This window comes from Streptomyces sp. NPDC041122 (assembly GCF_055592445.1).
The window spans coordinates 339665-353418 of record NZ_JBVIYQ010000008.1; the positions used below are offsets into that span (position 1 = coordinate 339665).

At 72.0% G+C, this 13754-nt stretch carries 13 protein-coding genes; 11 read left to right on the forward strand and 2 right to left on the reverse strand.

All coding sequences use genetic code 11. The features are described 5' to 3' along the window. Positions 1–90: 90 nt before the first annotated feature. Positions 91–1758, reverse strand: a complete 1668-nt coding sequence (locus tag ACZ6B8_RS28255; RefSeq protein WP_471081381.1) for a hypothetical protein — start codon at positions 1756–1758, stop codon at positions 91–93. A gap of 182 nt (positions 1759–1940) precedes the next feature. Beyond that, positions 1941–4148: an elongation factor G-like protein EF-G2 gene (locus ACZ6B8_RS28260; protein ID WP_471080924.1), complete on the reverse strand. Its 2208-nt coding sequence runs from the start codon at positions 4146–4148 to the stop codon at positions 1941–1943. 258 nt (positions 4149–4406) lie between these two features. Here ACZ6B8_RS28260 and pgsA point away from each other — a divergent pair, with 258 nt between their 5' ends. The 11 genes from pgsA to yajC all read left to right on the forward strand — a co-directional run bounded on the left by pgsA (position 4407) and on the right by yajC (position 13717). Next, entirely contained in the window at positions 4407–5078 is a 672-nt protein-coding gene (gene pgsA, locus ACZ6B8_RS28265; RefSeq protein ID WP_471080927.1) for a phosphatidylinositol phosphate synthase, read from the forward strand. Next, positions 5075–5995: a phosphatidylinositol mannoside acyltransferase gene (locus tag ACZ6B8_RS28270; RefSeq protein WP_471609093.1), complete on the forward strand. Its 921-nt coding sequence runs from the start codon at positions 5075–5077 to the stop codon at positions 5993–5995. Before pgsA ends, ACZ6B8_RS28270 begins: the two co-directional genes overlap by 4 nt. Then, positions 5992–7155 carry a glycosyltransferase family 4 protein gene (locus tag ACZ6B8_RS28275; protein ID WP_471080934.1) on the forward strand — a complete coding sequence of 388 codons (1164 nt, stop codon included), beginning with the start codon at positions 5992–5994 and terminating at the stop codon, positions 7153–7155. Before ACZ6B8_RS28270 ends, ACZ6B8_RS28275 begins: the two co-directional genes overlap by 4 nt. A gap of 322 nt (positions 7156–7477) precedes the next feature. Next, the gene (locus tag ACZ6B8_RS28280; RefSeq protein ID WP_471080937.1) at positions 7478–8023 is read left to right on the forward strand and encodes a LemA family protein; all 546 of its coding nucleotides are present in this window, start codon (positions 7478–7480) and stop codon (positions 8021–8023) included. Positions 8024–8178: 155 nt separating this feature from the next. After that, positions 8179–9093 carry a pyridoxal 5'-phosphate synthase lyase subunit PdxS gene (gene pdxS, locus ACZ6B8_RS28285; RefSeq protein WP_471080941.1) on the forward strand — a complete coding sequence of 305 codons (915 nt, stop codon included), beginning with the start codon at positions 8179–8181 and terminating at the stop codon, positions 9091–9093. Further along, positions 9093–9710, forward strand: a complete 618-nt coding sequence (pdxT, locus tag ACZ6B8_RS28290; protein WP_471609094.1) for a pyridoxal 5'-phosphate synthase glutaminase subunit PdxT — start codon at positions 9093–9095, stop codon at positions 9708–9710. Before pdxS ends, pdxT begins: the two co-directional genes overlap by 1 nt. An 80-nt stretch (positions 9711–9790) precedes the next feature. After that, positions 9791–10543, forward strand: coding sequence for a YebC/PmpR family DNA-binding transcriptional regulator (locus tag ACZ6B8_RS28295; RefSeq protein ID WP_469254177.1), 753 nt, complete (start codon positions 9791–9793; stop codon positions 10541–10543). Between the two features lie 125 nt (positions 10544–10668). Next, positions 10669–11298: a crossover junction endodeoxyribonuclease RuvC gene (gene ruvC, locus ACZ6B8_RS28300; protein ID WP_471609095.1), complete on the forward strand. Its 630-nt coding sequence runs from the start codon at positions 10669–10671 to the stop codon at positions 11296–11298. Next, on the forward strand, positions 11295–11906 hold the full coding sequence (gene ruvA / locus ACZ6B8_RS28305; protein WP_471080950.1) for a Holliday junction branch migration protein RuvA: 612 nt from the start codon (positions 11295–11297) through the stop codon (positions 11904–11906). The genes ruvC and ruvA overlap by 4 nt, the downstream gene beginning before the upstream one ends. A gap of 54 nt (positions 11907–11960) precedes the next feature. Continuing rightward, positions 11961–13058, forward strand: coding sequence for a Holliday junction branch migration DNA helicase RuvB (gene ruvB / locus ACZ6B8_RS28310; protein ID WP_471080953.1), 1098 nt, complete (start codon positions 11961–11963; stop codon positions 13056–13058). 197 nt (positions 13059–13255) lie between these two features. Further along, positions 13256–13717: a preprotein translocase subunit YajC gene (yajC, locus tag ACZ6B8_RS28315; RefSeq protein WP_471609096.1), complete on the forward strand. Its 462-nt coding sequence runs from the start codon at positions 13256–13258 to the stop codon at positions 13715–13717. The last annotated feature ends 37 nt before the right edge of the window (positions 13718–13754 follow it).

Below are 13754 nucleotides of genomic sequence, written 5' to 3' on the forward strand. Positions count from 1 at the left end.
GGCGCGGCAGGGGGGCCGGTGACGCACCCGGGGCGGTGGGCCGCACGCGGTCCACCGCCCTTCGCCGCGCGCGGCGGTGCCGGGCCCGCCTCACGCGTCGTACACGTCCGCCTTGCGCGGCGTCGGGTCCTGGATCGCCCCGCTGAGGAAGCCGGAACGGGCGCCGAACTTCTCCGTGTTCACGCCGTTCTCGTCGAGCACCTTGATCGCGGCGGAGTGCACCACGCGCAGCACCGGAGTGGCGGCGCGCAGCGCGTCGTCGGCCATGAAGCGGTGCCGCCACGGCTTGTCCGCCCACGCGTGCCGCAGGCCGAACGGCTCGGGCAGGACCAGCCTGCCGCCGAGGTGGTCGAGCAGCGGCGGGTACCAGGTGAAGGGGGCGCGGACCGCGAGCCGGACGACCTCGTCCGCGTCGATCAGCGGGAGGTTGCGGGTGGTGGTCTCCCAGAACTTGATCGGCTTGGTCACCGTCTTCGTCTTGGGGGAGGGCTTGGTGGTGAACAGCGGGTGCACCGGGCCCAGGGCGTGGCCGGTGACCTCGATGCGCAGCGTCTCGTGCAGCACGGTCACCGTGATCAGCATCGTGATGACCAACTGGCCGTCCCAGAGCGTGAACTGCACGCCCAGGTAGTGACGGTTGCCGCTGCCGAACTGCTGTTCGTTGCAGATGCGCTGTATCTCGTGGCCGCGGATCTGGAAGGCCTCGACGTCCGTGCCGGTCGGGCGGGAGACCGCCTTGGCGTTCTCCCCGATGGGGGAGACGATCCAGTGCTTTATGTCCGGGGTGGGGAAGCCGCCGGTGTGCAGCGGGCCACGCTCCAGCATGCGCAGCTGGTCGTGCACCGCGCGTATGACATCCCAGCTGCGGAAGGGGTGGATCTCCTTGTCGGGGTCGGCCGGCACCAGCTCCTCGGCCAGCTGCCAGCTGCCCCAGCGCGTGCCCATGCCCAATATGCCCTTGGGCCCGGCGTAGAACACGGAGTTGCTCTGCTGCTCCGCGGAGAGCCTGGCCAGGGCCTGGCGGAGCCGCTCGGCGGGCGTCTCGCCGGGGCTGCCGGGCACCGCCTCGGGGATCTTGGCGCCGATGCCGCCGCCCGCGAGCAGGCTCGACCAGCGCTCGCGCAGGTCCCGGGCGGTGCGCTCGGCGATCTGCTTGGCCCAGAACCAGCCCACCACCGGCAGCACGATCGCCGCGCGCAGATACCAGGCCCAGAAGCCGTCGAACGGCAGCTTGAGCACGGCGAGGGCGGCCAGCACGCCCACCGCGACCAGCACGGCCGTGGCGAGCGCGCCCGCCCGCTTGTCGTCGCTCTTGGCGACCTGCCGCCTGATGGTGAAGACGACCAGCCACAGCAGCAGCCCCGGCAGGAAGAGCACCCCGCACAGCACCGTCACCGCGGTCAGCCAGCTGTCGCGCTCCTTGCGGATGCGGCTCGCCGCGAGGCAGTGCTCGACGACGGCCTGCGGCTCCGTCCCGAACGACTGGATCAGCGGACTGCGGCCGCCGCCCAGCATCCGCACCTGCACGGTGCGCGCGAAGGCCTCGCCGAGATTCGGCCTGAACAGTTTGAAGAGGCCGGGCTTCACCTCGGACGTGTGCCACTCGGTGTTGGCCGCGAGGATGCCGTCCACGTCGCCGTCGCGATACGCGGCCGAGGCCAGGGCCTGGGTCGCCGCCGTCTGCCCAGCGGTGCCCGAGAGCGGGACCTGGGCCCCCGGCCTGAAGTCGAATACATCGTCCGCCACTGCCGCCCCCATCGCCGCGACGCCTTCGCTGCTGCGGCTCTTCCCGACTTCCTTGTCCGGCACACCTGTTGTCGACCGGCACATCCGTTGATCAGGTCATCAGCGTATCCGGGCGCACCGACATCCGTCAGGGGGCGGCCGAATGCCGCCCGCCCGCCGCGCGGCGAGCGGGCGGGCCCGCGTCGGTCCGTCAACTACGGGGTGCGCTGCGCCTGTTCGCGGATCTTCTCGGAGAGCTGCGCGGGCATCGGCTCGTGCCGCGCGTACGTACGGCTGAAACGCGCGGTGCCCTGCGACAGGGAGCGCAGATCCACCGCGTACCGGCCGATCTCGATCTCGGGGACCTCGGCCCGCACCAGGGTCCGCCCACCGGGCGCCTGCTCGGTGCCGAGCACCCGGCCGCGGCGGCCCGACAGATCGCTCAGCACCGCGCCGACATGGTCGTCGCCGACGAGCACCCGCACCTCGGCGACCGGTTCGAGCAGATGGATCTTCGCGCCGGCCGCGGCCTCGCGCAGCGCCAGCGCGCCCGCCGTCTGGAACGCGGCGTCGGAGGAGTCCACCGAGTGCGCCTTGCCGTCGAGCAGCGTGATCCGCACGTCGATCAGCGCGTACCCGGCGGCCACCCCCTTGGCCGCCTGGGCGCGCACGCCCTTCTCGACCGACGGGATGAACTGCCGCGGGACCGCGCCGCCGACGACCTTGTCGACGAACTCGATGCCGCTGCCGCCCGGCAGCGGTTCGACCTCGATCTCGCAGATCGCGTACTGGCCGTGCCCGCCGGACTGCTTCACATGACGGCCCCGGCCACCGGACCGGCCCGCGAACGTCTCCCGCAGGGAGACCCTGTGCGCCACCACGTCGACCTGCACGCCGTACCGGCTGCGCAGCCGCTCCAGGGCGACGTCGGCGTGGGCCTCGCCCAGGCACCACAGGACCACCTGGTGGGTGTCCTGGTCCTGTTCGAGCCGCATCGTCGGGTCCTCGGCGACGAGCCGCGCCAGGCCCTGCGACAGCTTGTCCTCGTCGGCCTTGCTGTGGGCCTGGATGGCCAGCGGAAGCAGCGGGTCGGGCATGTCCCAGGGCTCCATCAGGAGCGGGTCGTCCTTGGCGGAGAGGGTGTCGCCGGTCTCCGCGCGGTTCAGCTTGGCCACGCACGCCAGGTCGCCCGCGACGCAGTGGGTGAGCGTGCGCTGCTGCTTGCCGAAGGGGGAGGACAGCGCGCCGACCCGCTCGTCGACGTCGTGGTCCTCGTGGCCCCGGTCGGCCAGGCCGTGCCCGGAGACGTGGACGGTCTGGTCGGGGCGCAGGGTGCCGGAGAAGACCCGGACGAGCGAGATCCGGCCCACGTACGGGTCGGACGCGGTCTTCACGACCTCGGCCGCGAGCGGCCCTTCGGGATCGCAGCTCAGCGCGGGCCTGGGCTTGCCGTCCGGGGTGGTCACGGCCGGCGCCGGGTGTTCGAGCGGGGTCGGGAAGCCGCCGGTGATCAGTTCCAGGAGCTCGACGGTGCCGATGCCCTGCCGGGAGCCCTCGGCGGCGGGCGCCGCGGCGAGCACCGGGTGGAAGATGCCGCGGGCCACGGCCCGCTCCAGGTCGTCCACGAGGGTCGTGAAGTCGATGTCCTCGCCGCCGAGGTAACGGTCCATGAGGGACTCGTCCTCGCTCTCCGCGATGATCCCCTCGATCAGCTTGTTGCGCGCCTCCTCGATCAGCGGCAGCTGGTCCTCGCCCGGCTCGGACTCCTTGCGCTCCCCGGAGGCGTAGTCGAAGACCCGCTGCGACAGCAGCCCGATCAGCCCGGTCACCGGGGCGTGGCCGTCCGGCCCCTGCTCGCCGTGGAGCGGCAGATACAGCGGCAGCACGGCGTCGGGGTCGTCGCCGCCGAACGCCTGCGCGCAGGTGGCCGTCATCGCGGTGAAGTCGGCGCGGGCCGACTCCAGGTGGGTGATGACGATGGCCCGCGGCATGCCGACCGCCGCGCACTCCTCCCAGACCATGCGGGTCGCGCCGGTGATGCCCTCGGCGCCCTCCGCCGCCGAGACGACGAAGAGGGCCGCGTCCGCCGCGCGCAGACCGGCCCTCAGCTCCCCGACGAAGTCGGCGTATCCAGGTGTGTCCAACAGATTGATCTTGTGGTCGCCCCAGGTGACGGGGACCAGGGACAACTGCACCGAACGCTGCTGCCGGTGCTCGATCTCGTCGTAGTCGGAGACGGCCGTGCCGTCCTCGACGCGGCCCGCCCTGTTCACCGCCCCCGCGGTCAGCGCGAGGGCCTCCACCAGAGTCGTCTTGCCCGAACCGCTGTGGCCGACCAGCACCACATTCCTCAGGGACGCGGGGTGGTCGGCCGATGCTGCCCTGCCGGCGGCTCCGGGGTGTGCGTTCGCCTTGTCGCCCATGCCTTGCCTCCCGGTCACGTGCACGGTGAGGAGGCTCAGCCCCCTCGGGGATGCTGGCTGCTCGCGGACGCGTGGGGGCCGAGTGCGGGGCGGCACCGGCGGCGCCCGTCATGCATTCGAGCTTTCCACTCGGGTCACTGTGCGTCCATACGTCGTACGCGATCGTGAGGGGGCGAGCCGGGCGGTCAGGGGCGTGACTACGATGGGTCGGCCGGTGGCCAACGGGGCCACGCGGCGCACCGAGCCCTCGGGAAGGCCATGCTGAACAAGTACGCGCGTGCATTCTTCACGCGTGTCCTCACGCCGTTCGCCGCGTTTCTCATCCGCCGTGGGGTCAGCCCCGACGCGGTCACCTTCATCGGCACGGCCGGTGTGGTGGCGGGAGCGCTGGTCTTCTTCCCCCGCGGAGAGTTCTTCTGGGGCGTGATCGTCATCACGTCGTTCGTCTTCTCCGACCTCGTCGACGGCAACATGGCCCGCCAGCTGGGCCGTTCCAGCCGCTGGGGCGCCTTCCTCGACTCCACGCTCGACCGGGTGGCCGACAGCGCGATCTTCGGCGGCCTCGCCCTCTGGTACGCCGGATCGGGCGACGACAACATCCTCTGCGCCGTCTCCATCTTCTGTCTGGCGAGCGGTCAGGTCGTCTCGTACACGAAGGCGCGCGGCGAGGCCATCGGCCTGCCCGTCGCCGTCAACGGCCTGGTGGAGCGCGCCGAGCGCCTGGTGATCACCCTGGTCGCCGCAGGCCTCGCGGGTCTGCACAAGTTCGGTGTGCCCGGCATCCAGATCCTGCTGCCCATCGCCCTGTGGATCGTCGCGGCCGGCAGCATGGTGACACTCGTCCAGCGCGTCGTGACCGTGCGCCGGGAGTCCGCCGAGGCGGACGCCGCCGCGGCCGCCGGGGCGCAGGAGAGTGAGGCCGCGCAGTGAAGGACCGACTCACCGACGCGCTGTACGGCCTCGGCTGGAGCACCGTCAAGAAGCTGCCGGAGCCGGTCGCCGAGCGCCTGGGCCGCACCATCGCCGACACCGCGTGGAAGCGCCGCGGCAAGGGCGTGCTGCGCCTGGAGTCCAACCTCGCGCGCGTGGTGCCCGACGCGAGCCCGCAGCGCCTCGCGGAGCTCTCCAGGGCGGGCATGCGCTCCTACCTGCGGTACTGGATGGAGTCCTTCCGGCTGCCCTCCTGGAGCAGGGAGCGCATCAGGGACGGCTTCGACGTCAAGGACGTCCACCACCTCACCGACGGCCTCGCCGCCGGCAGGGGCGTGGTCCTCGCGCTGCCGCACCTCGGCAACTGGGACCTCGCGGGCGCCTGGGTCACCACGAAGCTGGAGACCCCCTTCACCACGGTCGCCGAGCGCCTCAAGCCCGAGACGCTGTACGACCGCTTCGTCGCCTACCGCGAGAGCCTCGGCATGGAGGTGCTCCCGCACGAGGGCGGCGCCGCCTTCGGCACGCTGGCCCGGCGGCTGCGCGCGGGCGGCCTGGTCTGTCTGGTCGCGGACCGGGACCTGTCGTCCTCCGGCGTCGAGGTGAAGTTCTTCGGGGACACCGCCCGGATGCCCGCGGGCCCCGCCCTGCTCGCCCAGCAGACCGGCGCGCTGCTGCTCCCCGTCACTCTGTGGTACGACGATTCCCCCGTCATGAAGGGCCGCGTCCACCCGCCCGTCGAGGTCTCCGAGACAGGTACCCGGGTGGAGAAGACGTCCGTCATGACACAGGCGCTGGCCGACGCCTTCGCCACCGGTATCGCCGACCACCCGGAGGACTGGCACATGCTGCAGCGTCTGTGGCTCGACGACCTGGAACCCCGCGCCGACCAGGGCCGGGCGGGGGAGTCCGCGTGAGGATCGGCATCGTCTGCCCGTACTCCTGGGACGTGCCGGGCGGCGTCCAGTTCCACATCCGCGACCTGGCGGAGCACCTCATCCGCCTGGGGCACGAGGTCTCCGTCCTCGCCCCGGCCGACGACGAGACCCCGCTGCCGTCGTACGTGGTGTCGGCGGGACGCGCCGTTCCCGTCCCGTACAACGGCTCGGTGGCCCGTCTCAACTTCGGCTTCCTGTCGGCCGCGCGGGTGCGGCGCTGGCTGCACGACGGCACCTTCGACGTCATCCACATCCACGAGCCGGCCTCGCCCTCGCTCGGCCTGCTCACCTGCTGGGCCGCGCAGGGCCCGATCGTCGCGACGTTCCACACGTCCAACCCGCGTTCGCGGGCGATGATCGCCGCGTACCCGATCCTGCAGCCCGCCCTGGAGAAGATCAGCGCGCGCATCGCGGTCAGCGAGTACGCGCGCCGTACCCTCGTCGAACACCTGGGCGGCGACGCGGTCGTCATCCCCAATGGCGTCGACGTCGACTTCTTCGCCGACGCCGAGCCGAGGCCCGAGTGGCAGGGGGAGACGATCGGCTTCATCGGCCGCATCGACGAGCCCCGCAAGGGCCTGCCGGTCCTCATGAAGGCGCTCCCGCAGATCTTCGCCGAACGCCCGAACGCCCGCCTGCTGGTGGCGGGCCGCGGCGACGAGGAGGAGGCGGTGGCCTCGCTCCCCGCCGAACTCCGCTCCCGGGTCGAGTTCCTCGGCATGGTCAGCGACGAGGACAAGGCGCGGCTGCTGCGCAGCGTCGACCTGTACATCGCGCCGAACACCGGCGGCGAGAGCTTCGGCATCATCCTGGTCGAGGCGATGTCCGCGGGCGCGCCGGTCCTCGCCAGCGACCTGGACGCCTTCGCCCAGGTCCTCGACCAGGGCGCGGCGGGAGACCTCTTCGGCAACGAGGACGCCGAGTCCCTCGCCAAGTCGGCGGTCCGCCTGCTCGCCGACCCGGAACGCCGCGAGGGCCTGCGCGAGCGCGGCAGCGCCCACGTACGCCGCTTCGACTGGACGACGGTCGGCGCGGACATCCTCGCGGTCTACGAAACGGTGACGGACGGCGCGGCTTCGGTGGCGGAGGACGACCGGACGGGCCTGCGGGCGAGGTTCGGGCTGGCGCAGCGGGGCTGAGCCGGGGCTCGGTGCGGGGCGCGCGCAACAAGCCCGTCCGGCGTTTGAGGACGAGCGCGGAGCGCGATCGCCGGTACGAGGACGGGTGCGGCGCGCGATGTCAGCCGGTCCGGCGCTTGAGGACGAGCGCGCAGCGCGATGGGTGGTACGGGGGCGGGTGGGCGCGCGATGTCAGCCCGTCCGGCGCTTGAGGACACGCGCGGAGCGCGCCAGGGGGCTCGGGGGCGAGGCCCCCGAAGACGGCACCTTAGACCACCGCGCCCCGAGACTCCCCAAGGCGCCCCCGCCCGCTAACGGCCCCCGCCCGTTAACCTTGCGGCCCGTGACCTCGACACTGATCTGGATCGCCGCCGCCCTCTTCGCGATCGGCCTCTACCTGAGCTGGACCGCCGGCCGGCTCGACCGCCTGCACGCCCGTATCGACGCGGCCCGCGCCGCCCTCGACGCGCAACTGCTGCGCCGCGCCTCGGTCGCCCAGGAGCTGGCCACCTCCGGAGTACTCGACCCCGCCGCCTCGATCGTGCTCTACGAGGCGGCGCACGCGGCCCGGCAGGCCGAGGAGGAGCACCGCGAGGTCGCCGAGAGCGAGCTCAGCCAGGCGCTGCGGGCCATCTTCGGCGAGGTCCAGCAGGTCGAGGCGGTACGCGAGGCGCCGGGCGGCGACGAGGCGGCCACCGAGCTCGCCGCGGCCGTACGCAGGGTCCCGATGGCCCGCCGCTTCCACAACGACGCCGTACGCGCCGCCCGCGCCCTGCGCCGCCACCGCACGGTGCGCTGGTTCCGGCTCGCCGGTCACGCGCCGTTCCCGCTGGCCTTCGAGATGGACGACGAGCCTCCGGTGGCCCTGGCCGACCGCGCGACCGGGTGACGCGCACCAGCCCCGAAACACCGGCCTGTACGGTCCTGACCTGCCACGTCCCGGAAAAATGAGCCACCGGTCATCCATTGGCCCTTGCTGTGGCCTGGTGCCCCGGCGTTTCCTCGGAGCTGCAGAAATCCTCTTCAGCGAGTGAGGTCAACTCCGTGTCCAGCACCCCCGCCAGCAGCAACCAGACGCCCGAGACCGGCACCGCACGCGTGAAGCGCGGCATGGCCGAGCAGCTCAAGGGCGGCGTGATCATGGACGTCGTCAACGCCGAGCAGGCGAAGATAGCCGAGGACGCCGGCGCGGTCGCCGTCATGGCGCTGGAGCGGGTGCCCGCCGACATCCGCAAGGACGGCGGCGTGGCCCGGATGTCCGACCCGAACATGATCGAAGAGATCATCGAGGCCGTCTCCATCCCGGTCATGGCCAAGTCCCGCATCGGCCACTTCGTCGAGGCCCAGGTCCTGCAGTCCCTCGGCGTCGACTACATCGACGAGTCCGAGGTCCTCACCCCGGCCGACGAGGTCAACCACAGCGACAAGTTCGCCTTCACGACCCCGTTCGTGTGCGGCGCCACCAACCTGGGCGAGGCCCTGCGCCGCATCGCCGAGGGCGCGGCCATGATCCGCTCCAAGGGCGAGGCCGGCACCGGCAATGTCGTCGAGGCCGTCCGCCACCTGCGCCAGATCAAGAACGAGATCGCCCGTCTGCGCGGCTACGACAACAACGAGCTGTACGCCGCCGCCAAGGAGCTCCGCGCCCCCTACGAGCTGGTCAAGGAGACCGCCGAGCTCGGCAAGCTCCCGGTGGTCCTCTTCTCCGCCGGTGGCGTCGCCACCCCGGCCGACGCCGCCCTGATGCGCCAGCTCGGCGCCGAGGGCGTCTTCGTCGGCTCCGGCATCTTCAAGTCCGGCGACCCGGCCGCGCGCGCCGCCGCCATCGTGAAGGCCACCACCTTCTTCGACGACCCGAAGGTCATCGCGGACGCCTCTCGCAACCTCGGCGAGGCCATGGTCGGCATCAACTGCGACACCCTGCCCGAGACCGAGCGCTACGCGAACCGGGGCTGGTGATGACCGCTCCCGGAACCACCCCCGTCGTGGGCGTCCTCGCCCTCCAGGGGGACGTACGGGAGCACCTGATCGCCCTGGCCTCGGCGGACGCCGTGGCCAGGCCGGTCCGGCGCCCCGAGGAGCTCGCCGAGGTCGACGGCCTGGTCATCCCCGGCGGCGAGTCCACCACCATCTCCAAGCTGGCCACCCTCTTCGGCCTGATGGAGCCCCTTCGCGCGCGCGTGCGTGACGGCATGCCCGTCTACGGCAGCTGCGCCGGCATGATCATGCTCGCCGACAAGATCCTCGACCCGCGCTCGGGCCAGGAGACGGTGGGCGGCATCGACATGATCGTGCGGCGCAACGCCTTCGGGCGGCAGAACGAGTCCTTCGAGGCGGCCGTCGACGTCACGGGCGTCGAGGGCGCCCCCGTGGAGGGCGTCTTCATCCGCGCGCCCTGGGTCGAGTCGGTCGGCGCCGAGGTCGAGGTGCTCGCCGAGCACGGGGGCCACATCGTCGCCGTGCGCCAGGGCAACGCGCTCGCCACCTCCTTCCACCCCGAACTGACGGGTGACCATCGCGTCCACGCCCTGTTCGTGGAGATGGCGCGGGGGAACGCGCGCGCGGGATCCTTGTAGGATCTCCGGGGATCCCCCCGGGGCCTTAAGGTCTGGGAGAGTTCTTACTGGTTGTTGGGTAACGCGAAGGAGACAGGCAGATGTCCGGCCACTCTAAATGGGCTACGACGAAGCACAAGAAGGCCGTGATCGACGCCAAGCGCGGCAAGCTCTTCGCGAAGATGATCAAGAACATCGAGGTGGCGGCCCGCACCGGCGGCGCCGACGTCTCGGGTAACCCGACCCTCTTCGACGCCATCCAGAAGGCCAAGAAGAGCTCGGTCCCGAACAAGAACATCGACTCCGCGGTCAAGCGCGGTGCCGGTCTCGAGGCCGGTGGCGCCGACTACGAGACGATCATGTACGAGGGTTACGGCCCGAACGGCGTCGCGGTGCTCATCGAGTGCCTCACCGACAACCGCAACCGTGCCGCCTCCGACGTCCGCGTCGCCATGACCCGCAACGGCGGCTCGATGGCCGACCCGGGCTCCGTCTCGTACCTGTTCCACCGCAAGGGCGTCGTGATCGTGCCCAAGGGCGAGCTGGGCGAGGACGACGTGCTCGGCGCTGTCCTGGACGCGGGCGCCGAAGAGGTCAACGACCTCGGCGACACCTTCGAGGTGCTCAGCGAGGCCACCGACCTGGTCGCGGTCCGCACCGCCCTCCAGGAGGCCGGCATCGACTACGACTCGGCCGACGCCAACTTCGTCCCGACCATGCAGGTCGAGCTGGACGAGGAGGGCGCCCGCAAGATCTTCAAGCTGATCGACGCCCTGGAGGACAGCGACGACGTGCAGAACGTCTTCGCCAACTTCGACGTCTCCGACGAGGTCATGGCGAAGGTCGACGCCTGAGCGCTCCGCACAGACCTGCGCCCCGTGCGGGGTGCGAACGGGCCGACGGGACACACCCCCGTCGGCCCGTCGCGTTGTCAGAGGGACCCGATAGCCTGCACGGACAGGCGATGGGAGGGGCTTACGTGCGCGTGCTGGGGGTCGACCCGGGACTCACCCGGTGCGGTGTCGGTATGGTCGAGGGAGTGGCGGGACGGCCGCTCGCGATGCGCGGCGTCGGCGTCGTCCGCACGCCCGCCGACGCGGAGTTGGGCCACCGGCTCGTCGCCATCGAGCAGGGCATCGAGCAGTGGCTCGACGAGCACCGGCCCGAAGTCGTCGCCGTGGAGCGCGTGTTCAGCCAGCACAACGTCCGTACGGTGATGGGCACCGCCCAGGCCAGCGCCGTCGCCATGCTCTGCGCGTCGCGCCGCGGCATCCCCGTCGCCCTGCACACCCCCAGCGAGGTCAAGGCCGCCGTCACCGGCAGCGGCCGCGCCGACAAGGCCCAGGTGGGCGCGATGGTCACCCGTCTCCTGCGGCTCGACGCGCCGCCCAAGCCCGCCGACGCCGCGGACGCCCTGGCCCTGGCCATCTGCCACATCTGGCGCGCCCCCGCGCAGAGCCGCCTGCAGCAGGCGGTCGCCCAGAACCGCCTCCAGCAGGCCGTGGCCCGGCACGCCGCGCAGACCGCCGGGACCACCCCCGCACCGAGCGCCCCCACCCGGAACCCCAGGGCCACCGCCCCGACAGCACAGAAAGGCCGTACCCCATGATCGCCTTCGTCAGCGGCCCGGTAGCCGCCCTCGCCCCCGATGCCGCGGTGGTCGAGGTCGGCGGCATCGGCATGGCCGTCCAGTGCACGCCGAACACGCTCTCCACCCTCCGCGTCGGCCGGCCGGCCAAGCTCGCCACCTCCCTGGTCGTCCGCGAGGACTCCCTCACCCTTTACGGCTTCGCGGACGACGACGAGCGCCAGACCTTCGAGCTGTTGCAGACCGCGAGCGGCGTCGGCCCGCGCCTGGCCCAGGCCATGCTCGCCGTGCACAGCCCGGACGCCCTGCGCCGCGCGGTCTCCACCGGAGACGAGAAGGCGCTCACCGCCGTGCCCGGCATCGGCAAGAAGGGCGCCCAGAAGCTTCTCCTGGAGTACAAGGACCGCCTCGGCGAGCCCCTCGGCACCGGCGGCCCCGCCATCGGAACGCCCGTGACCTCCGGCTGGCGCGAGCAGCTGCACGCCGCCCTGATCGGCCTCGGGTACGCCACGCGCGAGGCCGACGAGGCCGTCGCCGCCGTCACCCCCCAGGCCGAGGCCACCGAGGGCACCCCCCAGGTCGGCCAGCTCCTCAAGGCCGCGCTCCAGACCCTGAACCGCACCCGCTAGCCACCGGGCACGCACACCCGCCGGCCCCTAGAACCGCATCGCGAGGCACACCGCATGAACTGGGACGACACGACCGACGACGCCGGCGCCGCGGCCGACCGGCTCGTCGGGCCCGCCGCGGAGCGGCTGGTGGACTCCGTCGCCGGCGGCGAGGACCAGGCGGTCGAGGCCGCCCTGCGCCCCAAGGACCTGGGCGAGTTCATCGGCCAGGAGAAGGTCCGCGAACAGCTCGACCTGGTCCTGCGCGCGGCCCGCGCGCGCGGCGCCACCGCCGACCACGTGCTGCTCTCCGGTGCACCCGGCCTCGGCAAGACGACCCTCTCGATGATCATCGCCGCCGAGATGGGCGCCCCGATCCGCATCACCAGCGGCCCCGCCATCCAGCACGCGGGCGACCTCGCCGCGATCCTCTCCTCCCTCCAGGAGGGCGAGGTGCTCTTCCTCGACGAGATCCACCGGATGTCGCGGCCCGCCGAGGAGATGCTCTACATGGCCATGGAGGACTTCCGCGTCGACGTCATCGTCGGCAAGGGTCCCGGCGCCACCGCCATCCCCCTGGAGCTGCCGCCCTTCACCCTGGTCGGCGCCACCACGCGCGCGGGTCTGCTGCCCCCGCCGCTGCGCGACCGCTTCGGCTTCACCGCCCACATGGAGTTCTACGAACCGGCCGAGCTGGAGCGGGTCGTCCACCGCTCCGCCCAGCTGCTCGACGTGGAGATCGACACCGACGGCGCCGCCGAGATCGCGGGCCGCTCGCGCGGCACGCCCCGTATCGCCAACCGCCTGCTGCGTCGCGTCAGGGACTACGCCCAGGTCAAGGCCGACGGATCGATCAACAGGGAGATCGCGGGCGCCGCCCTCGCGGTCTACGAGGTCGACGGGCGCGGCCTGGACCGCCTCGACCGCGCCGTCCTGGAGGCGCTGCTCAAACTGTTCGGCGGCGGCCCCGTCGGCCTGTCGACGCTCGCGGTCGCGGTGGGGGAGGAGCGCGAGACGGTCGAGGAGGTGGCGGAGCCCTTCCTGGTACGGGAAGGACTGCTCGCCCGCACCCCGCGCGGCCGTGTCGGTACCCCCGCGGCGTGGGCGCATCTCGGCCTCGTCCCCCCGCCCCAGGCGGGGGGAAAGGGACAACAGGACCTGTTCGGGACGTGACAAGGACGCAAGGACACCGCGGGGGAGGGGCAACGGCGCGGAGAGTCGCCCCCTCAGGAACTGCGGTGCCATGCTGAGCGTTGTTCGTTAGGTGCGGACTCGCTTAGACTCCGCCGATGCCGCCCTTGCGGGTGGCGTACCCACCCCCATCCCAATGGCCGCTTACCTGCGCGGTCGTGCGAAGGAAACTCCGTCCCGTGAATATCGTGACCCTCCTCCCCTTCATCGTGCTCATCGGGGCCATGTTCCTGATGACCCGGTCTGCCAAGAAGAAGCAGCAGGCCGCCGCGCAGATGCGTAACGAAATGCATCCCGGCACCGGCATCCGCACGATCGGGGGCATGTACGCCACCGTCAAGGAGGTTCACGACGAAGCCGTCCTCCTTGAGGTGGCCCCCGGTGTCCACGCCGTTTACGCGAAGAACTCGATCGGTGCCGTCCTCGAGGACGACGAGTACAACCGCATCGTGCACGGCACCGAGGACGACCTGAAAGAGGACACCCCCGTCGTCCCGGACGACGCCTCTTCCCTGACCGAGACCGACGAGCCCGCCGGCGCTTCCGACGACTCGCCCATCGACCTCGGCAAGAAGGACGCGGCCGCCGGGGCCGACGACGCGGAGCCGAAGAAGACCGACGGCGAGTCCGACGCGAAGTAGTCACGACCGGGGCCCATGGGGTGCGCCGCTCGCGCTC

What these genes read in the sequence shown, in the direction of transcription:
- pdxT (WP_471609094.1), top strand. Translation starts at nt 9,093, where the DNA reads ATGACCGCTCCCGGAACCACCCCCGTCGTGGGCGTCCTCGCCCTCCAG.
- pgsA (WP_471080927.1), top strand. Translation starts at nt 4,407, where the DNA reads ATGCTGAACAAGTACGCGCGTGCATTCTTCACGCGTGTCCTCACGCCG.
- ruvA (WP_471080950.1), top strand. Translation starts at nt 11,295, where the DNA reads ATGATCGCCTTCGTCAGCGGCCCGGTAGCCGCCCTCGCCCCCGATGCC.
- ACZ6B8_RS28295 (WP_469254177.1), top strand. Translation starts at nt 9,791, where the DNA reads ATGTCCGGCCACTCTAAATGGGCTACGACGAAGCACAAGAAGGCCGTG.
- ACZ6B8_RS28260 (WP_471080924.1), bottom strand. Translation starts at nt 4,148, where the DNA reads ATGGGCGACAAGGCGAACGCACACCCCGGAGCCGCCGGCAGGGCAGCA.
- ruvB (WP_471080953.1), top strand. Translation starts at nt 11,961, where the DNA reads ATGAACTGGGACGACACGACCGACGACGCCGGCGCCGCGGCCGACCGG.
- ACZ6B8_RS28255 (WP_471081381.1), bottom strand. Translation starts at nt 1,758, where the DNA reads ATGGGGGCGGCAGTGGCGGACGATGTATTCGACTTCAGGCCGGGGGCC.